This is a genomic window from Paraburkholderia phymatum, from assembly GCF_040965635.1.
In the GTDB taxonomy this organism is placed as follows: Bacteria; Pseudomonadota; Gammaproteobacteria; order Burkholderiales; family Burkholderiaceae; genus Paraburkholderia; species Paraburkholderia phymatum_B.
Genome location: NZ_JBFRCH010000023.1, coordinates 38,725 through 64,864, shown reverse-complemented (window position 1 = coordinate 64,864; position 26,140 = coordinate 38,725). Strand labels below are relative to the sequence as shown.

General features: G+C 60.1%; 26 protein-coding genes. 17 read left to right on the top strand and 9 right to left on the bottom strand.

Going from position 1 to position 26,140, the window contains the following annotated elements:
- Nucleotides 1-173 precede the first annotated feature (173 nt).
- Entirely contained in the window at nucleotides 174-719 is a 546-nt protein-coding gene (locus AB4Y32_RS28925; protein WP_368724609.1) for a hypothetical protein, read from the bottom strand.
- A 182-nt stretch (nucleotides 720-901) separates the two neighbouring features.
- Nucleotides 902-1,978: a ParA family protein gene (locus AB4Y32_RS28920; protein ID WP_368724608.1), complete on the bottom strand. Its 1,077-nt coding sequence runs from the start codon at nucleotides 1,976-1,978 to the stop codon at nucleotides 902-904.
- Nucleotides 1,979-2,577: 599 nt separating this feature from the next.
- On the opposite strand from AB4Y32_RS28920, the gene AB4Y32_RS28915 reads away from it, so the two are divergent.
- The 14 genes from AB4Y32_RS28915 (at nucleotide 2,578) to AB4Y32_RS28850 (ending at nucleotide 17,496) form a co-directional block, all read left to right on the top strand.
- The gene (locus AB4Y32_RS28915) at nucleotides 2,578-3,279 is read left to right on the top strand and encodes a type IV secretion system protein (protein WP_342936789.1); all 702 of its coding nucleotides are present in this window, start codon (nucleotides 2,578-2,580) and stop codon (nucleotides 3,277-3,279) included.
- Nucleotides 3,276-4,166, top strand: coding sequence for a TrbG/VirB9 family P-type conjugative transfer protein (locus tag AB4Y32_RS28910; protein WP_368724607.1), 891 nt, complete (start codon nucleotides 3,276-3,278; stop codon nucleotides 4,164-4,166). Before AB4Y32_RS28915 ends, AB4Y32_RS28910 begins: the two co-directional genes overlap by 4 nt.
- An 8-nt stretch (nucleotides 4,167-4,174) precedes the next feature.
- Nucleotides 4,175-5,479 carry a TrbI/VirB10 family protein gene (locus tag AB4Y32_RS28905; protein WP_368724606.1) on the top strand — a complete coding sequence of 435 codons (1,305 nt, stop codon included), beginning with the start codon at nucleotides 4,175-4,177 and terminating at the stop codon, nucleotides 5,477-5,479.
- Nucleotides 5,472-6,299: a transglycosylase SLT domain-containing protein gene (locus tag AB4Y32_RS28900; protein ID WP_368724605.1), complete on the top strand. Its 828-nt coding sequence runs from the start codon at nucleotides 5,472-5,474 to the stop codon at nucleotides 6,297-6,299. Before AB4Y32_RS28905 ends, AB4Y32_RS28900 begins: the two co-directional genes overlap by 8 nt.
- On the top strand, nucleotides 6,296-7,618 hold the full coding sequence (locus AB4Y32_RS28895) for a TrbG/VirB9 family P-type conjugative transfer protein (RefSeq protein WP_368724604.1): 1,323 nt from the start codon (nucleotides 6,296-6,298) through the stop codon (nucleotides 7,616-7,618). Before AB4Y32_RS28900 ends, AB4Y32_RS28895 begins: the two co-directional genes overlap by 4 nt.
- A complete protein-coding gene (locus AB4Y32_RS28890) occupies nucleotides 7,618-8,046 on the top strand; it encodes a lytic transglycosylase domain-containing protein (RefSeq protein WP_368724603.1) in 429 nt (142 codons plus the stop codon). The genes AB4Y32_RS28895 and AB4Y32_RS28890 overlap by 1 nt, the downstream gene beginning before the upstream one ends.
- 3 nt (nucleotides 8,047-8,049) lie before the next feature.
- The gene (locus AB4Y32_RS28885; RefSeq protein ID WP_368724602.1) at nucleotides 8,050-8,664 is read left to right on the top strand and encodes a toxin co-regulated pilus biosynthesis Q family protein; all 615 of its coding nucleotides are present in this window, start codon (nucleotides 8,050-8,052) and stop codon (nucleotides 8,662-8,664) included.
- Nucleotides 8,665-8,668: 4 nt separating this feature from the next.
- Nucleotides 8,669-10,303: a type II secretory pathway protein gene (locus tag AB4Y32_RS28880; protein WP_368724601.1), complete on the top strand. Its 1,635-nt coding sequence runs from the start codon at nucleotides 8,669-8,671 to the stop codon at nucleotides 10,301-10,303.
- Between the two features lie 8 nt (nucleotides 10,304-10,311).
- A complete protein-coding gene (locus tag AB4Y32_RS28875) occupies nucleotides 10,312-11,640 on the top strand; it encodes a hypothetical protein (protein ID WP_368724600.1) in 1,329 nt (442 codons plus the stop codon).
- Between the two features lie 130 nt (nucleotides 11,641-11,770).
- Nucleotides 11,771-12,334, top strand: a complete 564-nt coding sequence (locus AB4Y32_RS28870; RefSeq protein ID WP_368724599.1) for a hypothetical protein — start codon at nucleotides 11,771-11,773, stop codon at nucleotides 12,332-12,334.
- Nucleotides 12,335-12,336: 2 nt separating this feature from the next.
- Nucleotides 12,337-14,568 (top strand): ATPase, T2SS/T4P/T4SS family, encoded by a 2,232-nt coding sequence (locus AB4Y32_RS28865; protein ID WP_368724598.1) that lies wholly within the window; start codon nucleotides 12,337-12,339, stop codon nucleotides 14,566-14,568.
- Nucleotides 14,565-15,698, top strand: coding sequence for a type II secretion system protein (locus tag AB4Y32_RS28860; RefSeq protein ID WP_368724597.1), 1,134 nt, complete (start codon nucleotides 14,565-14,567; stop codon nucleotides 15,696-15,698). Before AB4Y32_RS28865 ends, AB4Y32_RS28860 begins: the two co-directional genes overlap by 4 nt.
- Nucleotides 15,699-15,711: 13 nt before the next feature.
- Nucleotides 15,712-16,320 (top strand): type 4 pilus major pilin, encoded by a 609-nt coding sequence (locus tag AB4Y32_RS28855; RefSeq protein WP_368724596.1) that lies wholly within the window; start codon nucleotides 15,712-15,714, stop codon nucleotides 16,318-16,320.
- A 12-nt stretch (nucleotides 16,321-16,332) separates the two neighbouring features.
- On the top strand, nucleotides 16,333-17,496 hold the full coding sequence (locus AB4Y32_RS28850; RefSeq protein ID WP_368724595.1) for a hypothetical protein: 1,164 nt from the start codon (nucleotides 16,333-16,335) through the stop codon (nucleotides 17,494-17,496).
- A 775-nt stretch (nucleotides 17,497-18,271) separates the two neighbouring features.
- Here AB4Y32_RS28850 and AB4Y32_RS28845 read toward each other — a convergent pair.
- The 7 genes from AB4Y32_RS28845 to AB4Y32_RS28815 form a co-directional block, all read right to left on the bottom strand.
- Nucleotides 18,272-19,255 carry a CAP domain-containing protein gene (locus AB4Y32_RS28845; RefSeq protein ID WP_368724594.1) on the bottom strand — a complete coding sequence of 328 codons (984 nt, stop codon included), beginning with the start codon at nucleotides 19,253-19,255 and terminating at the stop codon, nucleotides 18,272-18,274.
- A 237-nt stretch (nucleotides 19,256-19,492) separates the two neighbouring features.
- Nucleotides 19,493-19,858, bottom strand: coding sequence for a hypothetical protein (locus tag AB4Y32_RS28840; RefSeq protein WP_368724593.1), 366 nt, complete (start codon nucleotides 19,856-19,858; stop codon nucleotides 19,493-19,495).
- A gap of 14 nt (nucleotides 19,859-19,872) precedes the next feature.
- Complete coding sequence (locus AB4Y32_RS28835) at nucleotides 19,873-20,058, bottom strand: hypothetical protein (protein WP_342937764.1); 186 nt, start codon at nucleotides 20,056-20,058, stop codon at nucleotides 19,873-19,875.
- A complete protein-coding gene (locus tag AB4Y32_RS28830; RefSeq protein WP_368724592.1) occupies nucleotides 20,048-21,235 on the bottom strand; it encodes a FlhC family transcriptional regulator in 1,188 nt (395 codons plus the stop codon). Before AB4Y32_RS28830 ends, AB4Y32_RS28835 begins: the two co-directional genes overlap by 11 nt.
- 38 nt (nucleotides 21,236-21,273) lie before the next feature.
- Nucleotides 21,274-22,527, bottom strand: a complete 1,254-nt coding sequence (locus AB4Y32_RS28825) for a hypothetical protein (RefSeq protein ID WP_368724591.1) — start codon at nucleotides 22,525-22,527, stop codon at nucleotides 21,274-21,276.
- Nucleotides 22,528-22,566: 39 nt separating this feature from the next.
- A complete protein-coding gene (locus tag AB4Y32_RS28820) occupies nucleotides 22,567-22,959 on the bottom strand; it encodes a hypothetical protein (RefSeq protein WP_368724590.1) in 393 nt (130 codons plus the stop codon).
- 227 nt (nucleotides 22,960-23,186) lie between these two features.
- Complete coding sequence (locus tag AB4Y32_RS28815) at nucleotides 23,187-23,894, bottom strand: nuclease-related domain-containing protein (RefSeq protein ID WP_368724589.1); 708 nt, start codon at nucleotides 23,892-23,894, stop codon at nucleotides 23,187-23,189.
- 463 nt (nucleotides 23,895-24,357) lie between these two features.
- Between AB4Y32_RS28815 and AB4Y32_RS28810 the strand changes: the two genes are divergently transcribed.
- From AB4Y32_RS28810 to AB4Y32_RS28800, 3 genes are all read left to right on the top strand, one after another.
- Nucleotides 24,358-24,741: a hypothetical protein gene (locus AB4Y32_RS28810; protein ID WP_368724588.1), complete on the top strand. Its 384-nt coding sequence runs from the start codon at nucleotides 24,358-24,360 to the stop codon at nucleotides 24,739-24,741.
- Nucleotides 24,742-24,865: 124 nt separating this feature from the next.
- The gene (locus AB4Y32_RS28805) at nucleotides 24,866-25,294 is read left to right on the top strand and encodes a hypothetical protein (protein ID WP_368724587.1); all 429 of its coding nucleotides are present in this window, start codon (nucleotides 24,866-24,868) and stop codon (nucleotides 25,292-25,294) included.
- Nucleotides 25,295-25,303: 9 nt separating this feature from the next.
- Nucleotides 25,304-26,137, top strand: coding sequence for a hypothetical protein (locus AB4Y32_RS28800; protein WP_368724586.1), 834 nt, complete (start codon nucleotides 25,304-25,306; stop codon nucleotides 26,135-26,137).
- Nucleotides 26,138-26,140: the final 3 nt, after the last annotated feature.

Sequence of the window (26,140 nt, the reverse complement as noted above, 5' to 3'; positions counted from 1 at the left end):
CAAGCAATGGAAAATTAACTCGACGACGACCGATGCGTGACCCTGCCTCGGAAATGACAGATAAGTATCAGTAATCTGTTAGTTCACGCTCGTTGAGCCAGCCCCATGCGCAATGTGTTACTGGCATTTTTCTGTGAGTTCCGGTCCCGGCTCGCGCCGTTGCGCGCTGACCATTAGCCCCTAAACCGAACGGCGCTTCCAAGCATCGCGTTAAGGAGTTCTTCGAGTTCATTCACACGCGGAGCAACGAGCGCCATGTTTGGCACATCGACCCTGAGATATTTGGCACCGGCGGCGATGCTGACCCTTACACCTTGCCGAGGAGCCTTCTTCCCCGTTGTGAGAATGGCAAAGATGTCGTCGAGTGGCGTGCCGCTAGGAATTGTGCTGGCGCGCTTTATAACCTCTGCCTCGCCGAACTGCGCGACGAGTACATGAAGCGATGACACATTCCTGAACGCCAAGGTCCGGCCACTGAAGAGCGCCACGACTTCCTCGGGTAGGCGAGCGGCCGCAATCGTACGAGAGAGTTTGAATCTAGATACACCAAGCTCCGTTGACATTACCTTCTGGCTGTCCCATATGCCGCGGTCCAGCATCGAGCAATAGAACCGACCCAGCTTGAGCATCGGCGCCTTCTCATCGCACAACCGCCTGTGGACCGCGATTGCCGTGCGCCGATTGGAAATCACCCCCGGGGAAAACTCTTTGTCGTCCATGTATTCATCCTAGCTCGTCTTACCGTTACAAAAGTAACGGGCGCAGACCAATTTCAAAGAAGGCTGCTTAGGGTCGTTATTCGGCTTGCGCCGGTCCTAGCGAGGCGGCGCATGCAGCGTGGCTGTTCGCGTTCAAGCCACCGCGATGAGGCGGCAGCCGTACGCTGGGAGCGCGGAGGACGTCAACCAACTAGCCCCATCCGCTTGAGAAGCGCGTCAGCACTCTGGCGAAGTTCGGCCGCTGCCTGACTGTTTGGCTTGGAAAGAATGAGCGGGAGATTAGACTCGTCTGTGAGCTCTTTCGCAAAGTCCTCGCTTCGACGGATCGAGGCGTCCAGCCAAGAGCCACCGTAAGTCCGGGCAGTGGTAATCAATTGACCCAATACGCGAACCCTATTCGGGTCGAAGAAGTTACCAATGGTGATAAGCTCTGGACTCCTCTCGAACTGGTCGTGCATCTCTGAGAGGACATTAGAAAGATATGACAGTGCCTTCGTCGAGAATTTTTCCATCGAGACAGGCGAAACCACGTAGTCAGATGCAAACAAGGCGCCACTAGTGATTCGGTTTTTCCCAGGCGCAGCATCGAACAGGATGACGTCATAGTCAGAAACATCGAAGTGTCGATCTTTTTTCGCGAGCCCTTCCTTTAGCAGGTTCGCAAGAATGTGTTCGGCATTGCGACCTTCAATCGTTTCGTACGTGAGCATCGTGTCCAACCGATCCAGATTGAGGTCCGCCGGAACGATGTGAGGGCCGCATTCGCCATACGGCCTTTTAACCGCTTCTTCCAATGTCACGCGCCCTGCCGGGTAGTCTGGGATCAGATTGCCAAAGTGGTATTCGACGATTCGCGTTTGGCTGATGCCGGCCTCGATGGCTTCCTCGCAGGTCAATTCTGAGTCGTACCCGAAACTAAGGGTGAGGCTTGCCTTTAAATCGAGGTCGATAATGAGTGTCCGGAGGCCTTTGAGGGCGAAGATGGTCCCGAAGTTACTAGCGAGAGTCGTCTTTCCGACGCCGTCTTTCGGGGCGTAGACAGTCGCTACAACCTGCTTTTTCTTTGTATTCCTGCCCCGACGGTTAGCGCGATAGCGAGCGAGTTCGAAGATATTCTCGACGGAAAACAATCTGGTTCTCGGACCTGTTTCCTGTCGAGTGACCTCAATGCCGGATTCATCCACCATCCGGCGGACCGTATCGGTCGTGGTCGCAAGCAACCGGGCGACTGCTTGCACCTTAAAGGGCTTGGTCGACAAGGCGTACCTCGAAGCATTATTTATGTTGGGCTCGATTGTGTAGCTTGGTCGCCTCTTCTGCAAGGATTCTCTCTCGAATTATGAAAAAAACCTAGCATCAATGCGAACATCTAGCAGCTAGGAATTAAGCTGGACACTAGGTCCAGGCTTAGCAAATCGCTGCAAAAAAGAAGTTAATCAACCGAGTTTGACTCGGGCTGAGAAACTATTTTTGCAGATTCGGCAAGAGGTCCCTGAGCCGGCTCAGGTCACTTTTCGAGTCAAAAATCGTCGCCAGTGACAGCCGGGGTCGACTAAATCATTGAAAAATCGATGGAACGTTGTTCTACAAAGGTCACAGACACCTGAAATTGCGCTGTGCAACGCGTGCAATCGACAATTCAGCTTGATTTGGGGCCAGTCTAGCGGCGGCTGGCATAAGAAAGGGCCCTAAAAGCTCACGAATTTTCGCGCCATTCTGGCTTAGATCCCTGAGCCGGCTCGGTCGATGTGAGCGCATCGGGCGTGGCTCGAAAGCGTTGATAAATCGCATCTCTTTTGCATGACTGGCTTCCCCTCAAGGCTGATTGAATTGAGTCGGCCCAAATGGATCGACCGTCATGCGCTTATTCCGTAGCAAAAAGCAGATTGCCCTCTCAACCGCCCCTGGCGGTTACTCAGAGGACGACCCCGAGAAGATCATCTTCGACATGGGCGCGCGTCTTCGCATCGAAGCCAACCACTGGAAGACGTTCTGCTTCATCCTCGCGATCGTTACGGTCGGGGCGGTGTATAGCCGAAATCCGCCTCCATCCGTCGTCAAGGCATATGGTGTCTCTTCGGACGTCAACGGCCATGCCGTGGTGACGCAGCTCGCCGCCTACAAGCCGGACGATCAGGCGATCCGTACGTCCCTGCGCGAAACCGTCGAGCGCTGGTTCACGATCGAGCCCGTTCTGACAGACGACATCCAGACTTCCCGCATGGCACGGAACATCAATGGCGTGAAGGCCATGATGGTTGGAAACGCACGGAATCAGTTCGGCGACTGGATCAAGGGCGACGCGCCGTTTCAAGCCATTGTGCTGAATCCGAAACTGGTGCGCGAGGTGCGAGTGACAAACGTCGCACTGCTTGAGGATTCCACTGCGGTTGTTGAGTTCACAACGACCACGACCCAGTCCCCAACGGACAGGCCTGTTGTTCAGAAGTATGCCCTGACCTTCCGCTATCAGATCGTTCCGCCGACCGCCGAAGACGCACTTGGTGCGAACCCGTTCGGGCTGTTCTATCCGTTGTTCTCGATCCAGAAGACCCAATGATGATCGCCTCCCGCACGCTTGCCTCGTGGGTCGCCGCCTTTGCATTCACGGCTGCCGTCTGTCCGTCCGCGCATGCCGCGAAGAAGGGGACCGGCGCGCCAGCCGCGTCTTTCGATCTCGCCACCGCCATGAGCGATCCGATGAGCCCGGTGAATCCTTATAACGCTGGCTCAGACCCGGTCACCATGCCCGGCGATGCGCGCATGGCCGTGTTCCCATACAGCCGCGACCAGATCTACCGGATCATGACCGCGCCGCTGAAGAACACGACGATAGAGCTGGCGAAGGGCGAGCGCCTGACAACCGATCCGGCGATGGGCGACTCGGTTCAGTGGGTCATTGACACCGATGGCGAAAACCACGTCTTTGTGAAGCCGGTCAAGCCCGGCCTCGTCAACACGCTTCACCTGACTACCAATCTGCGCGAGTACGACATGACACTTGTGTCGTCGCCGATGGGCGGACTGTTCTATCAGACCGTGCGCTTCAACTATCCCGGCTCCGTCATGGCAAAGGTTCGTGCCCGGGAACAGGCGGGCGTCGGCGCTTCTGGCACCGGTGGCGGCGGTGACTCCGATGCGCAATTGGACTCTGGCCCGATCGGCGTTTCGCCCGACAAGCTTAATTTCGACTACACGGTCTCAGGATCGGCCTCGTTCCGCCCGGAAACGGTGTTCGACGACGGCAAGTCCGTGTGGCTGCGTCTGCCCGCTGACGCGCCGTTTGCCGTGCCTATCGTCAAGGACCACGGAGACGTGGTGAGCCCGAACTTCATCCGACGTGGCCAGTACATCGTTGTGCAGGAGATCGCCAATGAGATCGTGCTGCGTGCTCCGAACGAGGAAGTCACCATCAAACGCCGCCGTCTTGGCCTGTTCGGGTTCTGAGAGACGCCATGAACCAACCGAACGGACAACACGACAACCAGCACGCGAGCCTCTTTAAGGGCAAGTCGCCACGCAACGCTCTGTATGCGGTTGGCGGTGTCGCAGCAGTTGTCATCGGCGCGCTCGGCTTTTACTACCAGGTCAAAGAGAGCGCCAAGGTCGACGAACAGGCAGCGCTGCAGAAGAAGGCCAAGGCGGCGGAAGTCGTCGACAAGTCGCACAACACCCAGGACCTCAATAAAACGATTGAGGACCAGATGAGTGATGCGCGCAAGATGGCGGCCTCGGAAGCGCGGGCCGCTGCTGCCGCGCGCGCTTCGTCGTCGTCGACGCCGAATGCAGGGAATGCGGCGCCGGCGCTGACGGCCGACGGCTTTATCAACGATCAGCAGACGAAGCAGCTCAAGGCCGAATCCGATACGGATGCGATTTTCGCGTCGCCGATTTTCAAGCCTGGCGTGAAGGTCAAGGATACGGCGCCGACGCCACCCAACCAGATGCCGGGAATTCTCACGCCCGCGCAGGTCGCTGCAAGACAGGCGGCCGCACAGCAGGATGCAGCAGGCTCGGTGGGTGATCGCGTCGCGTCGGCACTTGCGGCAGCGGGACTTGGGGGGCAACAGTCAGCCCGCCCATATTCGAGCCAGGAGCACGACGCGACGTTCATCAAGAATGTTTCGATGCAATCGGGCAGCGACCAGGACTTCCCGCGGGCCGGTTTCGTTGGACAGGCGCGAGGATGCGTATTGTCGCCTCCGCATCACATCGGTGTGCTCGCGGCAGAGCGACTGGATTCCGATCGTCCCGGGACTGCCTCGTTGATGGTTGAAAAGGACGTGTACGACAGTATCCGCGGCGACTGCCTGATGATCCCGAAGGGCAGCTTTATCACGGCACCGTATAGCTCTGATATCCAGCCCGGACAGGAGAGCATTCTGGTGGCGGCAACGGAGCTGCGTTTGCCGAACGGCAAGCATGTCCCGCTCTTCGGCGCGCAGGGCGCCGATGGAGACGGCTCGGCCGGCTTCTCGGGCGACGTCAACAACCATTTCCTGAAAATCTTCGGCACGTCGTTCCTTACGGCGATCCTGCTGGGCGCATTTGACAAGAACGGCACGACGTCGACTACCACTGGCCCGCTCGGGGTCACGCAGGTTGGCACTACGGCGGGACAGGTCGCGGCGACGACATCGCAATCGGTCCTCGAGCGCTACAAGAACATTCCGCCGACGATTACCTCGGCCCCCGGCCAGCGGCGTTTCATGCTCAAGGTCAATCGCGACATCGTGCTGGAGCCGTACCGCGATGAATAAGCGTACGGAAAAGCGCTGGATCTTCGGCGTGCTCTCTGCTGCGCTCGCTGCGCACTTCCACTGCGCCCATGCCGTGACGATCGCGGAAGTGATCAGTCCGACGAGCGTTGTGCTCGCCCAGGGCGATGCGCGCAAGCTCGCTTCGTTTGGCGGAAAGCCCGTGTTCTGGTGTGGCCTGCACGCATTCGAATCGTGGGCGGCCCCGCTTGTGGGGCAGACGGTTGCGAGTACCCCGGAGACGGACATCACGGTTTCAATCGATGCGCAGAAGGTGTCGCTGGAGCAGCTGCTCATCGCGAAGGGCTGGCTGCAGCCCGCCGTGCTTGATGACGACGCGCAGGCTGCGATTGCGGAAGGCCGTGGCGGCTGGGCCTGCGCGAGCGCGACCGTCCCATTCCAGGTGATGCACACGAGCGTCGATCCCAAGGTTCTCGCGGGCATCGCGCTCAACGAGTCGGGTCTGAACGGACGCGCCTGGCCGTGGACGCTGAACATCGCGGGGCAGGGCTTTTTCTTCAAGACCCGCGAGGATGCTTATCGCGTTGTCCAGTCGCTGATCGCGCGCGGCCGCAGCGACTTCGACGTAGGCCTCATGCAGATCAACTGGGGCTACCACGCGCGCCGCTTTGCGTCGCCCTGGGACGCGCTCGCGCCCGCAACGAGCATTCGCGTTGCGGAGGAAATTCTCAACGAGAACTACAGCAAGACGCACTCCGTCGCGAAGGCTATCGCGTACTACCACAGCGCCAACCCGGTCCCCGGTCAGGCGTACCTGGCGCGTTTCGCACGACACCTTAATCAGATCCAGGCCGGACTATGAAGCACACCGTCTCCCGTATTGCGCTTGCCTGTTTAGCGTTGCTCAACACGGTGTCATCGCATGCTGCGGATACCGACCCGTTCGACTTTGACTATGAGATTTCGGGCGGTATCGCAGAGCGCCCGGCGCTGATCTTCAACGACGGTTCGAAAACCTATATCCAGCCGCGCGCGGGTCAGGTCATTACGGCAACGGGCGGACACGCTGAAGGTCCGTATGTCGTCGTCGACGGTACGCCTGAGTCGGTCACGTATACGGTCGCTGGCAGGACTGCCACGGCTAGGTGGACGAGGGCGAACGCCTTCATCGGCGCTGGGGCACGCGGCACGCTCGCCACGCTGCGCGACGATCAGCCGCCCGCATTCGACGGATTCACGAACCGCCTCGTGCTGATCGGCTCGCACGGCGCGCTCGAGCCTGTGCGTTCGCTGAAGGCGACGATGCCCGTCGCGAACATCGTCAAGGCGCTCGTTCCGCAGGGCTGGACGGGCGCAGCACAAAAGGACGTGGAACTGACGGATGCAAGCTCGTTCGTCACACGGGCCGGTGAAAACTGGATGCAGGCGCTTGACCGTCTGATGTCGCAAAGCGGCCTGTACGCGGACGTGGATTTTACGACCCGTCATATCCGGTTGCATCGCGAAGCGCCGAAATCTGGCGCGCTCAACTATGCCGCTGGTGAGAAGTCTCAGCCCGATGCGATCGCGCAGACCGTTGTGGCGAACGAGGACGTCGTAAAACTCGACGCCGCAAACGCTGACGCGCCTGCGCAGCGCGCCTCGCTGCTGGCCGAATACTTCGGCGCCCAAGCGATCCGCGACGGTGACGACACGCACACCCAGATCCGGTTCGCGTCGAAGCCCGCTCGCGAGCTGACGTTCAAGACGCCAGATGGTCGTTCGTTGCATCCGAAATGGAATGGCGAGACGAACGTCATGACTGTCGAGCGCGCGGAGCGAATCTTCGTCTCTGACGGCTCGAAATCGGTCGAGATTGGTCGCTCCGCGGGCACGGTCTACGACTTCGATCAGGCGAACGCTGCGCACCTGCTCGCTGTGTTCGACAACGACGGTCACACCTATTTCAAGTTCGCGGATTCCGTAATCCAGATCCACGTTGCTGATGTGAAGCACCTGGGATCGGGCGAGCAGAAAGGGCGGTACTACATGTTCAACGGAACGTCGGAGCAGTTCATCGTGACGGCCGACGGGAACACGGTGAACGTTACGCGTCGCCACGATGTGAAGTACTTCGAGCGTGCCGCACCGGGTTCGCCCGCCGCGCCGGCCGCGCCTGAAACGGCTGTGGCGAAATCGTGATGAACCTGACATTCGCCTTTGCCGGCGCGGTTGCTGCGCTGTGTTGCGTGTCTTCGGTACGGGCGGATTGCCTCGACGACGCCGCCGCCTACCGTCACATCAGCAGCCAACTTGTGCATGCGATCGCCCAGCACGAATCCGGTATGCGCGCGAACGCAGTGAACGTGAACAACAACGGGAGCGAAGACATCGGTCTCATGCAGATCAACACGTCGTGGCTGCCAAAGCTTGCCCAATACGGCATCCGTCGCGAGCACCTCTTTAACGTCTGTGTGAACGCCTACGTCGGCACCTGGATTCTCGCTTCGAACATCAAGCAGTTCGGGCCGACCTGGAAGGCTGTGGGTGCGTACAACGCAGTCTCGACGCAGAAGCAGCTGATCTATGCCAACGCTATTTATCGCCGCCTGCAGCGGCAGGGGCAATAACGAATGAATGTGACTATTGAACGCAATGAACGGGTGCGCGTGATCGCGCGTGTGCTGGCCGCACTGGCGCTGGCGGGTGTGCCAGGCTGGACCCATGCGGCGATCGATCCCGACCAGTCGCACGTCGCTCCTCCCGCCGGCGATGGATGGCAGATCCTCTCGGCAGCCCCATCGCCCCGGGCGACGGCTGCGAATGCCGCGCCCTTGGCTCCTGCTGTGGCAATAGCCGCCTCACCCGCACCCGCGGCCGCAGCTGCAACGGTTGCGCCGACGACAACGGTTGCATCGTCCGTACCAACTCCGACTGGCGTTGCATCGGTGGTTCTGCCGGGGGCGCAAACGACACCGGCAGGCGTGCTGACGCTTTCCGTCTCGCCGCAGGACCTCAACTTGCGCAACGCGCTCGATCGCTGGCTGCAAACGCAGGGCTGGCAACTTGCGTGGAAGGTCGATGACGACCTGCCGCTCGAATTCAACGCGACCTTTTCCGGTGACTTCACTTCTGTCCTCACGCAGGTCATGAAGGCGACCAATCACATGCGCGTGCCGACGCGTATCTGTCGTCACACGAACAACGTCATCCGCGTCGTCGTGCGCGCTGCCAACTGCCAGGACTAACACCATGCATCACACTTCGATTCTTAAGACTTTCCTTGCCGCTGCCTGCTCGCTCATGATCGGGGGCTGCGCGGTCTATCAGAGCGACATCAACTCTGCATACGATGCGGTCCATCACACCGCGAGCGATGCGATCGCCCACATGCCTGGTTCGATGGCGCTCGTGGAAGACGTGCCGACGGCGTTCCTCGGCGACCGGCTTGTCCCTGTCGCGTATGAAGCGAAGCTGCCTGCCACGTTCCGTGAGAAGAAGGTGACGATGCCCGCGAACCTGAAAATCAAAGAGATTTCAACGCTGATTTCGGGCGCGACAGGTTATGCGGTCCATCTGAGCCCCGATGTGTTCGTGCCGCGCGCTTCGCTCGTGCCGCGCGAGTCGGCGTCATCGGACGGCAAGGGCGGCGCAGCGCCAGTAACGAACGGGGTGAATGGCAAGGCGACCTATGAAGAGCCCGTCTATAGCCAGGTTTTCACGGGCTATGTAGGCGAGTATCTGACCCGGATGACGGAAGACCTGGGGCTCGACTGGTCGTTCGACGGATCGACCATCAATATCACGCGGTTCGTCACCCGCATGTACCAGATTGCCGCGATCCCGGGCAAGGTGTCGATCAAATCGACCATGTCGAAGGGCATGGACACGTCGACGGGTAATCAGGCGAACGGCAGCGGTGGATCGAGCGGCAATACGGGATCGTTCTCAGCACAGACCTCAACGGGGCGTGAAGGCGACTTCGATCAGATCAAGTCGATCAGCGACGCGCTCGACAAATTGCGCTCGCCGATGGGCCACGTCAACGTCAACCCGCAAAGCCGCCTTGTGATGATCTACGACACGCGCGAAGCGGCTGACCGCATGGGCAAACTGCTCGCCCAGGAAAACGCCGTCTCGACTCGTCAGGTGATGATCCGCATCCGCACGCTGCAAATTGCGCTGAACAGGGGCAGTCAGGCGGGTGTGAACGCCGATGTCGTGTTTAACTATATCCAGGGCGGCCTCGCAAAGTATGCGATCAGCTTCGCGTCACCCACGTCGCTCTCCTCGGGCGGCGGTACGGTCGGCCTCTCAGTGCTGCAACCCAATGCGCCGTTCTCGGGCACGAACGCAGTGCTCAATGCGCTTAACAAGTATGGCCGGACGGTGCAGGACAACACGCAGACGAAGCTGACGCTCAACGGCTTGCCGGTTTCGATTGCGTCGTTCCAGAGCGACGACTATCTGCGTTCAACCACGCCTTCGGCGGGCAGCCTCACGGCCACTTCTGGTGGCGTGCCCGGCCTGACGCCCGGGACCGTGACGACGGGCGACTTCGTCAATATCCTGCCGTCGGTCAACGATCACAACCAGATCGTCCTCGCGTACTGGAGCGACAGTTCGAAGCTGAACGGCCCGTTCACGTCGGCGTCAGTGGGCTCCGGTCAGACGTCGCAGCAGATCCAGCTGGCGCACACGATCGGCAGCAAGGACGATCAGACGATCGCGCTCTCTGACGGCCAGACGGTGGTGCTCTACGGCCAGATGACGGACCTCGCGGACAGCACGACGAATAGCGGTATCGCGGGTATCACCGGCCTCTGGAACAAGTCGAAGACCTTCCAGGTGATCATGCTGACGGCTACGGTCGTCCCGTCGATGTGAGCGCGGGCATGCACATTACCGATCCACTGCCGCGCGAAAAGAACGCGCGCCTGGTCTTCGGGCTGGACTGGCGCGCCTATCCGGCCAAACAGATGCGGGCCGAGCGCCGTCGTTACGCCGATGACTTCGGTGCGACGCACTACGTCGAATACAAGATCGGCAAAGACGCAATCGGCGGCTTCTGCGCCCCTGACACGAGCGAGATCAACGGCGCGAAACTGTATTCGGGCGCGGCGCGGATTGCCCAGCACGACCGTGTGAAGGGGAAGGCTGCTGTACTCATCCTGCTTCAGGACGATCAGCGCGTGCATCTCGTTTTCGTTGTGCGCGGTGTCGTACGCAGCGACGAAGTTCTGACGATCCCGAAGGCGCACGAAAGGCGCCTCGCGATCGAGCAGGAATGCCTGAAGCTGAACCTGACGCTGACGACGCTCGGCTCCGGCCAGGCCGTTGGAGACGTGGACGAGAGCTTCGGCGCCGCCGCGCTGCTGGATGATCGCAAGAATGGCCGCATCGCCAAGGTGCCCGTCAACCTTCCGACGGTCGTGCCGGTGCTGGTGATTGGCGCGGCCGTTGTGTTCGGCGGCATCCAGTTGATGGATTCCCTCAATCCGCCGCCGCCGGCCGCACCGAAGGAGCCATCGTTCGAGGAGAAATATGCCGCGCTGGTGCGGCAGACGTTCGCCGCGAAGATACCGCGCGCGAATGAGCTGGCGCCGGCAATCCTCGCCTCGCTTGGCAACAGCGAAGCGGTCGTCGCGGGGTGGGTCTTCGACAAGGCCGTCTGCCCGTCGAAGGGCAATTGCACGATCACCTACAAGCGCTCCGGTGGCAGCTTCGACGATTTTGGTCGCGCTGCACTACAGGCGCTGCGTCCGCTTCACTTCGAGGCGGATGGTCTGCATCTGAGCGCAACCGGACCCGCGATCCCGGTGGTCACGCCCGTTTCGAATCACGATGCGAAGACGTGGCCTTCGGAACAGGCGCTCATCGACATGCTACAGACGCCGCCGCAGCGGTTGTCGACAAAGCCATTTGAGCTTGCGAGCTACGGCTACAAGGTGAAACTCGAGCCATCGAAACCACTGCTGATGATGCCGCCCGGCACGCCCGGCCAGCGCCCCGCACACATGATCCGTGTCGGCGCGTGGGAGATCAGCGGATACCGATGGCAGTCGGTGCTGCTCTCAAAGCTGCCGCCGGACATGACGCTCGACAGTATGACGATCGAGCTTTTGCTCGATGAGCGCGGCGCTTCACGCAACCAGTCCAATCCAGCAAACGAGCGGGTCGGTATCCATTTCATTGCGAAGGGCAAATACTATGTTCTCGACTAAACGGCTGACAGTGATTGCCTGTGCCTTGGCACTGGTATCCGCTGCTGCGCAAGCACAACAAAACAAGCCGGCTGTGTCGCACACGCAGCCGGTAAGCGCGCACGTGCCCGCGGCCGACATTGACATGGGGATGCCCGCTTCAGCTAAGGGGGCAACGACCCAGGCACCCACGGCGGTGTCGCAACCGGTCGCACAGCAGACGTCCTCGACTCCGGCGCGGCCGCGTCTGTCGATCGACGACATCGACCAGATCACCCGTTCGAAGATCGCGCGCGACCTTGGGGGCGATGGCGGGCAGCAGGGTGGTGCTGTCGCGCTCAATGCGCCCGCGCCCGCAAGCGCGCCCGCAACTGTGCCCGTCATCAAGGCGACGCCGCCGAGTCCCCGCGCGGAACCGGTGCGCTTCGTTGGCGCTTTCAGCGACATGAGCGGTACGTCGGTGCTCTACGAGTTCCGCAACGCCTCTTATCCCGCGCACGTCGGCGCGAAGCTGCTCAATGGCTGGACCGTAAAGCGGGTCGATGGGTTCGTCGTCACCGTCGGGGATGGCAAGCGTACTTGGACGGAAACGATCAGCGGCGGCACGGCCACTACTTCGGATAACCCGCGGCCATTCGGCATTCCGACGCGACCGCTGACTGATCTGGGTGGTCCGCTGCCTCCTGCCATTCCTCTTTCTGCGATGGGGCAATAACGATGAGTCTGTTCAACGGTATTGAAAAAGATGAGCCGTCTTCGCGCGGCATTCTTGGGCGATTCCGTGCGTTGCGCGCCGGGTTCACGGAAGAATCCCCGGCGTCAATGCCTATCGCAGGTGCAGACGCCAAACAGGACGTCAATCGCGAGCCGCGCTTCGTGCGCAGAAGCAAGCCGCTGAAGGCAGAGCCTGTGGACACGAAGCCGGGACAGCCGATGACGCTGGGCATGCGGCTGAGAATGGCGGACATCACCGACGTCGACGCCACTGACGAAGACTCGCAGGGTCGACCGGACATTGACCTGACGCAGCCCGAAGCGACCGAGCATCCGGTGCGGGACGAGCCGACGATTGATGGGGCGGTCGAAGCGCAACCGGTCTCCGAAAGCGTCGCGGCTCCGATGGAGGCTGTCGCTCGTGATTCTGCGATGAAGCTTCCCATTGTTGAGTCCGGGGAGCCGCCGGTCGAAGCGCACGACGTGCCGCCGACAGTACGGTCGACCGAAGCTGTCGACGAGGTGCACGAGGTCCACGCGCATGCGGATCTGGTCAAGCAGCAGACAGAATTCCTGCCATCGGGCCTGCCGCAACTGGTGGCCGCCGATGCACTGACTTTCAAGCGCATCCTGAGCGAGCGGGGCCAGGATGCGACGCTGCGCATCACGGATGCCGCGCGCCGTGAGTTCGTGGCGGTCGAAGTACAGGCAGGTATGGCGATCGTCGTCACGACGCGGACGTTTCACGAGTCGGCGCTTTATCCGACCTATGTGAAGGACCTCGAGCGTGCCGACATCAAGGTGCATGAGGAGATGATCGCAACGGACGCGGTGATTGCCGCGATCTACGCAACCGAGCGCAACCGGGCTGCGGCCATCATTCCGGAGAGTTCGCGCGCCATCGGTACGTTCCGAGACGTGTCCGAAGCCGCTCACGCCTACGGCGCGGGCGATATCCACTTTGAGTACCGCGATTTCAACGACGATGTCGAAGTCCGGTTCCGTGTGAACGGCGACCTCTACACATACCGCAGGCTGCCGAAAGCGCTGGTGCGTCGTGCACTGTCTGCAGCGTATCAGGATCTCGTCGCGCGCAACACGAACTCCGGCGAGACGTTCCAGCCGACCGCGCCGCAGTCGGCGATGATCCCGCTCGTTGTCCAGACCGATATTCTCAACATCCGCTGGCAGAGCACGCCGCTCGTCGGAGGCTTCGACGTGGCGCTGCGTCTGCTCGACGGCAACTTCCGCAACTGCAAGGTGCTCATGCCCGACAAGATGGGCCTGGAGACGTCGCAGCTGCGCATCATCCAGGCGCTGGGCAACGTGAGCGGTGGCGTCACGATCCTGACGGGCGAAACAGGGTCGGCAAAATCCACACTCCTTCGCGCGATGTCGTTCATGCTCGCGTCGCGCGACCTGCGCAAGCAGTTCGCCGTCAATGAGCCGTCCGAGTATCCGCAGCCATGGCTTTCGGACATTTCGATCCCGCGCCGTCCCGACGAAACCGATGAGGAAGCGAACCGCAAGTGCGCGGAAGTGATCCGCTCGCTCATGCGTATGGACCCGGACGACGTGACGGTGGGTGAGGTACGCGATCGTGTTGTCGCCGGGCTCGTGGCGGAGCTGGCGCTGACCGGGCACCCGGTCCGGACCACGCTTCACGCGGACAGCGCGATCGGTGCATTCATGCGCCTCGCCGGTGGGCGGCTTCAGTTGCCGATGGACGAGGTCTCATCCGAAAAGTTCGTCAATGCCGTCGCGAACCAGAAGCTGATCCCCCTGTTGTGCCGGAAATGCAAATTGCCAGCACGCGAAGTAATGCCTGCGTCACAGATTGAGACGCTGGAACGCAAGTTCGGCCTCGACACCTCGAAGATGGCATGCCGTGACGAAGCCGGATGCGAGCATTGCCGCCTGGACGGTCTGTTCACGCGCGCAGGGAAGGTGGCCGCTGGCACGAAAGGGCAGACGCTTGCGATGGAGATCTTCCGCCCGACTTCGGAATTTCTTGACTGTGTTGCGGCGCGCGACTGGCGCGGCGCCGAGAACGTGTGGCGCTCGACGCGTACAACCGGTTTCGGCGACGAAGACATGACCGGCAAAACGATCTACGAGCACGCGCTCTATAAGGCGTCGCAAGGTCTGATTGATCCGCGATTCATCGATTCGGCTATGCGCCCGTTTGACGAATACAGGATCTTTGCTGATCGCGATGGGAGGATGCCGTCGTGATTCGTGGACTGATCCATTCGCTGTTTATGGCGCTGCCGCAGAAGGAGCGGCTGCGCATTGCACGTTGGCGCTTCCAGAAGATGCGCGAGACCTTCTATCGCGAGACGCGACTGGATGTCGCCGCCAAGGGACTGCGCAACCGGGAGACGCTGCTGGAGCGGCTGACTACGCTTGAAAAGCGTCATCGCTCGCGTCAGTGGCTCACGTGGCCCGTCTTCCAGGCGGTCGCAAAGCGCATGGTCGCGGGCGATGATTTTGCAACTGCTATCAGGCAGTTCATTCCAACCCAGGAACACGCGCTGCTCGACATCGCGGGCACGTCGACGCGGGAAGACGCCGCCGTGCGGGGGCTCGAGCTGGCGGAGATGGCCGCGCATGCAGAGGGCGTGCTCGCGTCGACGACATCGCTGGAGATGGCGTATCCCGCGTTTCTGATCGTCTATCTCTACGTGTTCTGCATGCTGTTCGGCGGAGAGATCTTTCCGGCTGTCGCAGACACGAAGCCGGTCGAGCAATGGTTGCCGATGGGTCAGGCGCTCTACGCGATCGACACCTTCTGCTACGACTACTGGTGGCTGAGCGGTGCAATCGTCGCAGGTCTGGTCTCGTTGTACTTCTGGACGCTCAAGCGCTGGACGGGGCATTTCCGCAACCAGGTCGATGCGTTGCCGCTCATGTGGCGCAACCGCCGTGATCTGCGCGCTGCGCTACTCATCGTGTCGCTCGCTGGACTGTTCGACTCGAACCTGACGCTGCGGGCGGCCCTCGACCGTCTGTCGAAGACGGCCGATCCGTGGCTGAAGTGGCATATCGACCGGATGAGCCGCCGTCTTACGCAGCGCGCGGACGAACCGATGCGCGCACTCGACACGGGCATCTTTTCAGAGATGGTCATCGACACGATTGCGGACGCGGCGGGGCGCGACCAGTTCGTGCGGGCCATCAAGACGCTCGGCCGCACTTCGCTCGATCGCGTTGTCGCGACCGTGCGCCGCAACGCGCGCATCACGCACTACGTGCTCCTCGGCTTCGCCGTTTCCATGTTCTTCGCGCTCGGCATCGGATCGTACGTCGCGACCGGCGCTGTGAGCTTTGATTCTTCTCCGACCGCATCAGGCGCAATCAATTGACAGAGGGCAACACATGAACAAGAAAACGATCCACCTTCAGACTCCCGAACAACGCAAGACCGCCTTGCTGCGCATGGCGCGTCGACGCAAGCAGTCGGGCGAACTCTCGATGATTGAGGCGGCAGCCGTCATGGCGGGTGCCGCGCTGCTGGCACTCATCGTTTATCAGGGCCGCAGCTTCGTGATGGATCGTATCCACGCGCACCAGTTCAAGAGTGAGGCGCAACTATTCCGCAGCGGCATTCAGGATGCAACGTCGAACGACATTGATTTTTCGAGCGAGTCGCTTCAAACGCTCGCGCAAAACCACGCATTCGATTCCGCTGGCTCGCGTGTGAACGCGACGGCGGGAACGCTGACGGGCATCTTCGGCGGCTCCGTGACGGCAGCACCGGCCACCATCGCAACTACAGACGACGCAATGGCCATGACCTATCCGGTTCCCGCAACGGTGTGTTCGCTCGCGATCGGCGCAGTGGCGGGCGCGTACACGAAGGTGACTGTGAACGGGACAACCGTCTCCGATCCCAACACGACCTTTAACGGATCAACCGCAGGGCAGGCGTGCAGTTCGGCCGGTGCGACGGCGAGCATTGCGATGTACGCGACGCACAACAACTAAGGATCGTTGCCCATGTTCAGCATCGTTGAGATGGTGGTCGTGTTGGTGGCCGCCGCGCTGATGACCACGGTCGCGATCAAGGAAGACGCAGCGAAGCGGCGCACGCAGGTCCTGACGGCGGAAGGCCAGAACGAGGCGGTCATCAACTCAGCGCTGTCGGACTGGGTGACGAACAAGTACGCGACGCTGATTGCTGGCGGACCCGCCACCGTGATCGCCAACCCGCCGACCATCGATGACCTCTTCACACAAGGCAACCTCAAGCAACCCCATGCAAATGGACCGTTCTGGGGAGGTACGTATGTGATCAGCATGAGTGTCGGGCCAGCAACGTGTACGGTCAGTGCGGGCGACTGCCACGTGTCCTACTTCATGTATCCGTCGAAACCGCTCACGCGTGGCGGCAAGCCCGATGTCGTCGGCGCGTCCCAGATTGCGCAGGCTGGCGGCAATTCGTTCGGCTACTCGAAAGCGCAGAACCCGGGAACGATCACCGGCCTCAACGGTGCATGGACCGCGACCAATCCGCTCGCCGGCAATCCGGCGGCCGCGATCCTCGCGACAAACGGGCCAACGACTGACGGCAATTCGGTCTATATCCGGCGCGATGGTTCACTAACGTGGACGGGTGATCAGAATGTCAATCACGTGAGCCTGCGCAACGTCCACGATATCGACGCGGAGGGAACCGTCAACGCCGCGAACGTCGGCGCGACGGGAGCTATCGCGGCGAGCGGTGCTGTTGCCGCCGGTACAACACTCTCTGCCGGGACCACAGTTTCGGCGGGGACCACAGTTTCTACAGGCAATGTCGGTTGGCCCCGGACTGCATGCACGAAGGCCGGTGCCATGACGGGTGCAAGCGACAACTCGGGACTGCTGTTGTCCTGTCAGAACTTGTCGGGCGTTCTCCAATGGATGCCCGTTGGTGGACAGAAACTCTGGTATGGCTACACGGCTATCAATGGTGGCGGGGGCACGTTCGTGCCGAACCCCATCTGTCCCGCAGGCGGTTCGCCCGGGATAGTCGTCTCAGGGCAAAGCTTATACGTAGACCCGACGGCCGCGATCAATTACCCGACAGTTGGAACCGGACCGTGGACGGTCTACATCACGGACGGCAACGGAAATGTGATTTCAGGTAACGCCGTCGCCTCAACGTTCTGCTCTTACTAAATGGAAAAGAAAATGAGTCTGACAAAGGCAGTCATCAGGATGCTGCTGATTGCAAGCATCGTTCTTGGCGGGCGCACCGCACTGGCCGGCCCAGCGAGGTGCTCGGTCAACAATCAAGACTCGACGTGCGTAGGTCAGATTACGACGGCGTGGCAGACGGCACCAATATGTCCGACGTCGGCTGGATGGACGACCATCGTCCCAGCGAAGTGGATCGGATCGCAATACTCAGCCCCGCAATGTAGCTACCAACCTCCCCCAACCTGCCCCGGTGGATTTACCCAGATTTCTACCCCCTCGTGGAACGGCTCGTCTTGGGCCGGCCTAGCCTGTCAACCGAACAATCCACCTCCAACTCCTGGCAGCGTGTGCGCCGCTCAATCAACGGCTGGTTATACACCTGAAGGTTCTTACTCATGGGAGAACGCCACGACTCAACCGTCGGGCGCAGGTACGAATTGGTCGGTATATCAAATGATCTATGGATTGCCATCAAACTCTGTACCGTATTCGTCGTTTGCCAATGGAAACGGAGTGGAATGGGATGGGACTCCGTACGACGTTTGTCACGGGACCGATAACCGGTACATTCCGGTTTGCTGGATTGATCCAAATTCCAACAATGTCCTGAGGTTTGATTTTTGGGTTGCTTCTTTCACTGGCGGCACTTGCGGGGGGGCGCACTAGAGCAGGTGTGCTTGCTCAAAACCAAAGAGCCCCACACGACAAAATGCAGTGTTGTGGGGCTCTTTTTTCCTTGCAGAATCCGTGCGCGTCAGCCTACAACGTTGCCCGTCGTGAACGTGAACGTTCGCGAGAACGGTGTACCGTTAATGGTTCCCGTCAAGGTGACGGAATAGGAAGCGTTCGGCGACAGCGGCGTAGCCGGGTAGGCAACACCTTCGAATGCAGGCAACAGCTTATTCGGGTCTGTCGACGAATCGAGAACCTGCAACGTGATAACCGTACCCGACGTGTCGGTCATCGTGCCCGACTGTATCACGATTTTGTCTTGCTGGTTGCCTACGACGGCGATTGGTGTGCCCCAGGCGCCCGATGTATTGGGCGGCGTCGGGGTCTCGCCTGCACCCTTATAAGCGACACCAGTCGTTCCCTGGCAGGGGAAGGTCAACGGAGCACTTTGCGAGATCGATTGCAGGGTGCCGATGCTCATTGACGCCCACACCTGCGGGAAACCGTTGAACGTCGTCTCGACGTCACCGATACCGACCGCAGTGAGCGGCCATGCGCCGATTGCGATGTGATAGACACCCGAAAGCCAACCATAGACCAACTGTTGTCCGTACTGTGTCTCAGTCAACTTCGCGTTGGTGTAGAACCCGCCGCTAACCCCGCCCGAATAGACGTTTTGCGAGTACCCGAAGTGAGTGTTGCGATCGGAGTAGGTCGTGCCAACGAAGCCCGGATTCCCCGAAGTCTCGGTATCGGACACCACGTTATTCGTGGCCATGTACTGCGCGTGAGCCTGTGCCGCTTGGTCCAGTGCCGGGTTTTCTTGCATGGCCGGTAGGCCGCATTGCTGACGCTGCTGGTTCAGCAATGTAAATGCTGCCGATTGCGCGCTGTCCGCCGTGTATTGAGGCGTCGTAAGATTGGCAGTCCCCGGAGCGCTTGCACCCGTGGCCGGAGCCGCCGATGACGTCGCGCTGCTGCCACCACCACCACCGCCACCACCGCACGCAGAAAGGGCGAGGGCGGCTGCAAACGAAACGGCGGTGAGTACGGAAATCTTCTTCATCGTTATAAATCCTCGGAGTTGTTCTGGGTCGCGCCCCTTGCACGACCTTGAATCCAGTCTATCGAACGAGAAACAAAGTCAAGTTTCCGCTCGATTGCGTTCCCGCTATCGTCGGGCTGTCGCGTCGACGCCGGAATGCGTGCGTCATTTTATGGCTATCGGAAAAAATCCGATCAGGGTTTAGCCTGACGGTGATATGGGCAAAGAAAAGCCCGCCAAAAGACGGGCGTAGCGCATCTATCGGCGCTTGCGAGCGCGTCGATGGAAAACTCGCAGACCAACGAAGGCGACGATCAGGCCAATACCAGTAACGGCAGGCCCGACTTTCGCGAGTTGCGGAACGACTCGGGTTCCCGTATAGAGGGCGAATAGCGCGACTACGACTCGACCGACCCACGGCGCGTTCAGAAACGACAGCAAGCGCGATGGCTGGCTGGTTGCATACTCAACGTATCCCTCGTTGGCCTTCTCCAGGTCAAAACCCGTGACGTCTACCGCGCGCTCGCTCTGGTAGAACTTTTCGTAACGCTCAAACCGCCCGTCACCGCGGCCCGCGAGCCACGCCGCATTGCTCTCACGGGCAAGATAGGCGAAGTCTTCCATAGTTGTGCGCCTCGTCAGTGGATGTGGCCCGCATGCCAGGCAATCGCGCCGATCGCGTCGGCGATGATGCTCCCGTCGGCCTCGGCGTAAAAGGCGCCGGTTTCAGGATTTTGCCAACCGAACTGGGTTCGACCATCACTGCCGAAGATAACCAGTCCGGCGGGCAATTCTTGCAGGGGCGATTTGGTATCAGGCGTCACTGTTCGGCCTCCGCGCCGCACGTTTTTTTGCACCGAGTTGCTGGTTGCATGCCGGACACGTGAAGCGACTGTGCATTTCGATCTTCGTGTCGTTGTTCGACACGACGTAGTGCGTGCAGCACGTGCGGCACGGCGCGATGGTGAGGCGAGCGTCGGCAGCCATCGAGCGGATCAGGTTCCAGCCGCGATCCGGCATGATCACCCGGTTACCACCGAAGAGGCGGTCATAGACGTCATTGGTTGCAATCAGTGCCTCGGCAGGATTCGCACCCATCGCAGTCGCCGACCGATACAGCCATGCGTAGACGGTGGCGTGCAGTCGATGCACCGGCGTCTCGACAAACCATGTGAGTGACGTCGCCGTGTTGCCACAGGGCGAACTCTTGCCGTGGATCTCGCTGTAACGGATGCGCATGGAGTGCTGGTTCATGCCGAACAGGTTTGAAGCCGTGGACGCGCGCAGGCCATAAGCCATGAGAGCGCTGGCATACGCCTCATTTTTCAGTCGGCCAAGACGAAGGTCTCCCCAGTGAGCGGCATAAGGCAATTCGCCAACACGTGAGGGCGACGTCAACATGATCTGATGAGCGATGGTCTCGTCAGTCAGAGTGCTGCCGGCGAATTCCCACCAGAAGGTCGGGCTATTGAAACGCCAGCGGAACAGCGGCAGTTCCTTCATCCGGCCGATTGCAACGTGAAGCTTGTGGTGGGGGACCGACATCAGATACTTCGCAACTTCTGTCGAAATGCCGAGAAGCGGCGCGCCCATCACGCTTACGTTGAGAACCTGCGTCACGAGTGACACGAATGTCGAATTCTGCTGGTTCACGGCATAGGCCATCAGCGAGTCGAGTTCCGGCGTCTTGCGTCGGAGCACGTCGACCGCGACGGTCGTCGCCGTGTTGTCGACGAAGCAGCGCCAGTCCTCAACGGTCTGCAGGGTAGGTTCCACCATGAGAAACGGCGCGCGTAGCAGATTACGCAGGGACGACTGGTTCAACTGGAGCTGCTCGATCTCCTTGCGCTCGACGTTGAACACCTCGTTGAAGCGGCCGTCCTGCTTGAGCAACCACTTCATGTGGTCGACGAGAGTGAAGTTGGCCACCTGGATCTGGCCCGTGAGCCACTCCGGGACGTAGAACCGGTCAATGGCGCGATAGCTTTCTTTATTGTTCACTGCGTTTTTCCTTTTGTTCTCTCAATTTGCCTGCAGCTTCAGGCAGCCCGTACTGCTGCTTGCAATTCCCCGTGAAACTTCCCTGTAAGGTCGGCCAAACCCGTCAGCAGGCCCTTGAATCGGCCAATTGAACCGTCCGCCGTGACCAGCAGTTGCACGCTGTGGTATTCCTGAACGAACGATCCAAAGCGCTCGACCAGCCCGGCGACCCGTTTTTCGACGGCCTCCTTCTGCTCGATTTCCGCTTCCTGCCTTTTCTTAAGCTCGGACAGTTCCTCGAGGCGCTTTCTCGCGGCGTCACATTCAGCCGTCAGCCTGCTGAGTTCCTCAAATCGGCCTTTTGTGACGCTTTCCAGGTTCCGTAGGTGCTCGGGCGTGACCTCGACTTGAACTTCCTTGATCGTAACCTTCGCCTGGGCCTCGCTAAGCTCGCGGCTCTTGGCTGTGACCTCACGCTCAAGATCCGCAATGGTGCTTTGCAGGCCGCTTGCCGTCTGCTCGGCCGAAGCAAGGTCGACCAGCGTCTTCTTGAGTCTTTCGCGGTCGGCCTTAACGTCCAGATTGAGGCGCCTCGCTTCCTCGGCGAGACGCTGATTCTCGTTTTTTGCGTCGTCCAGTTGACCGTAGATCTCAGAGAGTTGGCTTGTGGCGGTCTCGAGCGCGCTATCCTTCTCCATGAGGCGCGCTTCGTAATCTTCGATGATCTGCTTGAGCTCGCGCTTACCCATATCGGGCTTTTCGCGCTTGGCCTGAAGGACTTTTTCCACGACTTCGTCGCTCTTGTTCACCAGCAACTGCATGTCGCTGATCGACAGCATTTCGACGGCTCCGCTGTTCGTGCTGAAGCGTTCATAGCAACGCATATACAGCCTGACGGAGTCGCGCTTCTTCCGGAACGTGGCTTCAAGGAAGTTGTAGACGCGATTCGCTGCGTTTCTGCGGACTTGAGTCGTGTCGCCGAAGGTGCTCACGTAGTGACCTTCAATCCGCGTCCGGATGTGATAGAAGGAGCCGCCGATACGCATATGTTCGAGAAGGATCTTTCTGGTCGAGTGCGCGACTTCCTCAGCTTCTTCGGCGATCGAAGCGCGAAGCGCGTCCGATATCTCGTCACCACCGAAGAATTCTGTGACCTTCAGGCCGATCTCCTCGTCGGACGGCACGTGCGCAAAGGCGAGGGGCAGTTCACGTTCGATAGCGTTGTCGTCGTTTTTGCTGTCGTCGTTACCCTCGGGACGGGTCGGGTCGAATTCGTCGTCGTCGACGACCAGGGCGGAGTTTCGTTTGGTCATGGTGCTCTCTATATAGTTTTTGATCGCTGTTGATCGCCGTTAAGCCGCGCCGGCAGGGTTCGATCCACTCAAGCGCAACATCATGTCGCGAAGCGTGAGTTTTGAGAATTCCTCGGGTTGGTCGGCAAAGCGCTGGTAGCAGCGGATGTACAGGCGTACCGCTTCGCGCGTGCGTCCGAATTCCTTCTCAAGGCCTCCGTAGACGGCATCCATGACATGCTTACGGTTCTCGCGCGAATCTCCGTGTTTCGCCGTGTAGCACGCAACGGCCTTTTCCATAATTTGGGAAAAGAGCATACCGACGTGCAGATGGCAGCGATCGGCAAAAGCGGCGCGGACGGCATCCCGGTCAGACCGCGCAATCAGATCGTCCTCACGACCGGCCAGGTCGCCTTCAGGACGCAGTGCGGATGACTTTTTTTCGTTCTTCATTAGACAAACTCCGACTATTTCTTGGATCTTATTCGGGCGCTTAGGTCGAAGCGCCAGATGCTCGGCGGCGGGTGCAACCTGTTTTCCCCGGGGCTACACCCGCCCAGAATACGCGTCGTTTCGCCACCGCCATCCCGCTAAGAAGCTCAAATTCATATAGCTTTCACGGGTATCGGCTACGAGAAACGCCGAGGAAAACGTTTCAATCGGCAACCCCGACCGAAACTTTAGGGAAGACACGGTAATTTTTTAGGGTTTTCCCTCAGTTTCGCTCGATGCATTTCTATGGCGACAGCACCTGTTTCGGCGACTGCGAGGACCGCTCGTCGGGCCTGCACGACATCGACCGGCAGGGCGTTTCTGGCGTCGTGCCTCGACTTGTGGTCACGGAGCCACTGGCGCAGATCGGTGGCGCGCATCAGATTCACGGGCAGCGCTGACGACAGGTCGCAATGCGGGTTGGGGAAGACTGCGATGCCCTCGACGAGCCAGCTTCCCGGCAGCATCGAGCGAAGAAATGCGACCTTTGAGCGATTCTGCTGAATTGGTGACCGGCGCATTTCGCGTTGACCGTCTGCGCCGATGCGTACAACACTCTTTAAATCTGGCCCGGGCTCGATCCGACCCGCCCAGTTTTTCGTCTCGACGACGAAGATGCCGAACGGGGTAATGGCAAGGTGATCTACTTCGGCAGTCGGGAAAGCCGAGCCGGGCGCATGGTTGAGCAGAAGGGCGCCCGGGTGCAGATAGAAATTGTCGCCGCACAGCCATTCAAGTGCGGCACGCAGTTCGGCCTGAACAACAGCCTCGCCTTGCTCACCGCTTCGTTGGCTGCGTGAGGCGGGTACGCGCGATCCTGTCGGACTGATCGGGCGCCGGTTGTGGCGCTTTACCGCGTAAAAGATCACCGCGGCCGCAATGAGAAACCAGTACATGGACCTCGCTCCTGTTTAAGTAGACGAGTCCAGTCTGCCAGGCATTTTCCGAAGTCAAGTTATCGCAGGCGAATGGCACGTTATTACGACGCGCTTTCATCGAAACCTGAAAAGCTACGTGGTTTAGTCGAGCTTTCCGGGTTAGAGGGCCGAGCCGGATCAGGTCCCTCCTGCCCTTTAGGGACCTTTGGCCCTAGTCCTTCAAAGCTGTATGACATTGGCAAGCATTCGTGGCTTTATGGGGGCGCTTGCACGCTAAGCTTGGCTTATCCAATGGCGTCTCCCGACGCATCGACCTGCCGCAAGTGATCGCGCGCGTCTTCTGTTTCTTCTTTTCCCCGTTGTTCCCTTCAGCCTGTGCTTTCGTGCGTGCCTCGCGTGGACACGCACGAAAGCGCTCAGCGCCGAGTTTCCTTGCTCATCGAGCATCGAAACCACCGGACAAGGGTCCGGACATGCCCTGTTGAAAATTTTTCTGGAGAGAAAAATGCTGCCGGTCCTTTTCAAAGACGCAATCAAGTCCCCGGCCAAAGTGCTGGCGCTGTGTTTTATCGCGTACTTCGCGACCATCTCGTTCGTCGTTTCGACTTTCCTCTTCCTGCTTGCCGCCCACTGGGTGGTCAAGGAGATGAAGAAGAAGGCGAAGGCCATCCACGCAGCTGAAGCCGAGGCCGAAGCTGCTCGCATCGAGACTGAAAAGCTCGCTGCACGAGCTGCCGCCAACGCGAAACCGGAAGTCGCTTCCGCTGCAACGGCAGCCGCCAACGACAGCAATGTGAAACCGGCACCGGCGAAGCAATACGCCAAGTCGGCTGTCGTTCTTCCGTTCAAGACCGGTACTCGTTAATCGAGCGCCGTTACTACCTACCGTCACCTGGGCTTCTGCCCATGGTGACGGCACCCTTAACCCCACCGGGAATCCCATTCCCGGACACGGGCCATGAGATTCCCGGTATCACCGGAGCAATCCCATGGAAACGCAAGTGGCTGCCTGGCAGCTGGACATGTTCGGCGAATCGTCGCCGGTTCACATCACCCCTCCCAAGCCCGATCCGCTACCCGACCCGCATCTGTGGAGCGAGTCGGTACGCGCGAAGATGGTCGACGCGCTGATCTCGCTCGCGAGCGACAGCCGTCGCGGCGACAGCATGCCTGAGTCGCTGATGGATTGCGCCGACCTGCTGTCTGAACGGCTCCGCAATCGCAAGATCGACGTTGACGACTACCGCGCGACCCTCGGCTGGATCATGGGTTACTGGGACGGCGCACTTCCCTATATCTACGTGTGCAAGGTCAACGGAGTCGATCCGGAGATTCTGCAGGACGCGATATTGAGCACGCCGCTTCTGGAGCGCGATCTGCGCGAGGTTCAACGCGTGTGCTTCGGCACGCTGCTGTAGGAGCGAATCATGCCCAACGCAGCAACGCTGTTCGCCCGCGTCATGGCGGACGTTTTCTCTGGCAAACCTGCATCTCCCGCTGCCACTGCCGCACACGCTGCGGCACCAGCGGCACCCTCTCCAACGCCCGAGCCAGCAGACACGCAAGCATCTGTGTCCCACGTTGTAGGGCAGGGCGCGTCGAACGAAACGATTGTGACGATCGGCGACATCCCACATCTGTTCGTCGACGAAGGCGATCACATCGTCGAGTTTACTCCGGCCTTCGACGATCACGCTGAAGAAACCGAGTTCGGCCTGAAGATCGTCCCTGATCTTGTCCCTCACTGGTCGCAGCGCTCTGTTCATCGTTGCGCGCTGAAGGAGGCGGTGGCCGCGGCCATCCGTCAAAACGGTAAACCTCCGACTGCCATGCCCTTGCCGCAAGGAAAGGAAACTGACAGTGATTCGAATCAAGCGTCAGCGTCGGAAGTGCAAGAGACGTTCGAGCCCGAAGCACGCGCGCCTGGCCGGCCGCGTCGTACTCACAACGCCGATGCATCGAACGTAATTGGGCGCATCGTTTCGTGGGGCGAGGAACGGTTCCCGGATCGCAAGCGGCCAGGACGGCACTACACCTCGTTCGCGATGCATATCGACACCAGTTCGGGCGAGCGAACCCTCCAGGGTGAAGGCCTGAAGGAAGCGATCGCTGAATGTCGTTGCGTTGTTGGCGACGTTGTATCTGTGCGCCGCACCGGAAAGGTCAAGGTTCCGGCCATCCGACAGACCGACGGCACACCGATCATGAAGGACGGTAAGCCTCTCATGTGGGACAAGTGGCTCTGGTCAATATCTAAATAGTGA

Excerpts from the sequence above, each read along its gene's own strand:
- AB4Y32_RS28925 (WP_368724609.1), bottom strand. The coding sequence starts at position 719 with ATGGACGACAAAGAGTTTTCCCCGGGGGTGATTTCCAATCGGCGCACG.
- AB4Y32_RS28915 (WP_342936789.1), top strand. The coding sequence starts at position 2,578 with ATGCGCTTATTCCGTAGCAAAAAGCAGATTGCCCTCTCAACCGCCCCT.
- AB4Y32_RS28910 (WP_368724607.1), top strand. The coding sequence starts at position 3,276 with ATGATGATCGCCTCCCGCACGCTTGCCTCGTGGGTCGCCGCCTTTGCA.
- AB4Y32_RS28905 (WP_368724606.1), top strand. The coding sequence starts at position 4,175 with ATGAACCAACCGAACGGACAACACGACAACCAGCACGCGAGCCTCTTT.
- AB4Y32_RS28900 (WP_368724605.1), top strand. The coding sequence starts at position 5,472 with ATGAATAAGCGTACGGAAAAGCGCTGGATCTTCGGCGTGCTCTCTGCT.
- AB4Y32_RS28895 (WP_368724604.1), top strand. The coding sequence starts at position 6,296 with ATGAAGCACACCGTCTCCCGTATTGCGCTTGCCTGTTTAGCGTTGCTC.
- AB4Y32_RS28890 (WP_368724603.1), top strand. The coding sequence starts at position 7,618 with ATGAACCTGACATTCGCCTTTGCCGGCGCGGTTGCTGCGCTGTGTTGC.
- AB4Y32_RS28885 (WP_368724602.1), top strand. The coding sequence starts at position 8,050 with ATGAATGTGACTATTGAACGCAATGAACGGGTGCGCGTGATCGCGCGT.
- AB4Y32_RS28880 (WP_368724601.1), top strand. The coding sequence starts at position 8,669 with ATGCATCACACTTCGATTCTTAAGACTTTCCTTGCCGCTGCCTGCTCG.
- AB4Y32_RS28875 (WP_368724600.1), top strand. The coding sequence starts at position 10,312 with ATGCACATTACCGATCCACTGCCGCGCGAAAAGAACGCGCGCCTGGTC.
- AB4Y32_RS28870 (WP_368724599.1), top strand. The coding sequence starts at position 11,771 with ATGCCCGCTTCAGCTAAGGGGGCAACGACCCAGGCACCCACGGCGGTG.
- AB4Y32_RS28865 (WP_368724598.1), top strand. The coding sequence starts at position 12,337 with ATGAGTCTGTTCAACGGTATTGAAAAAGATGAGCCGTCTTCGCGCGGC.
- AB4Y32_RS28855 (WP_368724596.1), top strand. The coding sequence starts at position 15,712 with ATGAACAAGAAAACGATCCACCTTCAGACTCCCGAACAACGCAAGACC.
- AB4Y32_RS28850 (WP_368724595.1), top strand. The coding sequence starts at position 16,333 with ATGTTCAGCATCGTTGAGATGGTGGTCGTGTTGGTGGCCGCCGCGCTG.
- AB4Y32_RS28845 (WP_368724594.1), bottom strand. The coding sequence starts at position 19,255 with ATGAAGAAGATTTCCGTACTCACCGCCGTTTCGTTTGCAGCCGCCCTC.
- AB4Y32_RS28840 (WP_368724593.1), bottom strand. The coding sequence starts at position 19,858 with ATGGAAGACTTCGCCTATCTTGCCCGTGAGAGCAATGCGGCGTGGCTC.
- AB4Y32_RS28825 (WP_368724591.1), bottom strand. The coding sequence starts at position 22,527 with ATGACCAAACGAAACTCCGCCCTGGTCGTCGACGACGACGAATTCGAC.
- AB4Y32_RS28820 (WP_368724590.1), bottom strand. The coding sequence starts at position 22,959 with ATGAAGAACGAAAAAAAGTCATCCGCACTGCGTCCTGAAGGCGACCTG.
- AB4Y32_RS28815 (WP_368724589.1), bottom strand. The coding sequence starts at position 23,894 with ATGTACTGGTTTCTCATTGCGGCCGCGGTGATCTTTTACGCGGTAAAG.
- AB4Y32_RS28805 (WP_368724587.1), top strand. The coding sequence starts at position 24,866 with ATGGAAACGCAAGTGGCTGCCTGGCAGCTGGACATGTTCGGCGAATCG.
- AB4Y32_RS28800 (WP_368724586.1), top strand. The coding sequence starts at position 25,304 with ATGCCCAACGCAGCAACGCTGTTCGCCCGCGTCATGGCGGACGTTTTC.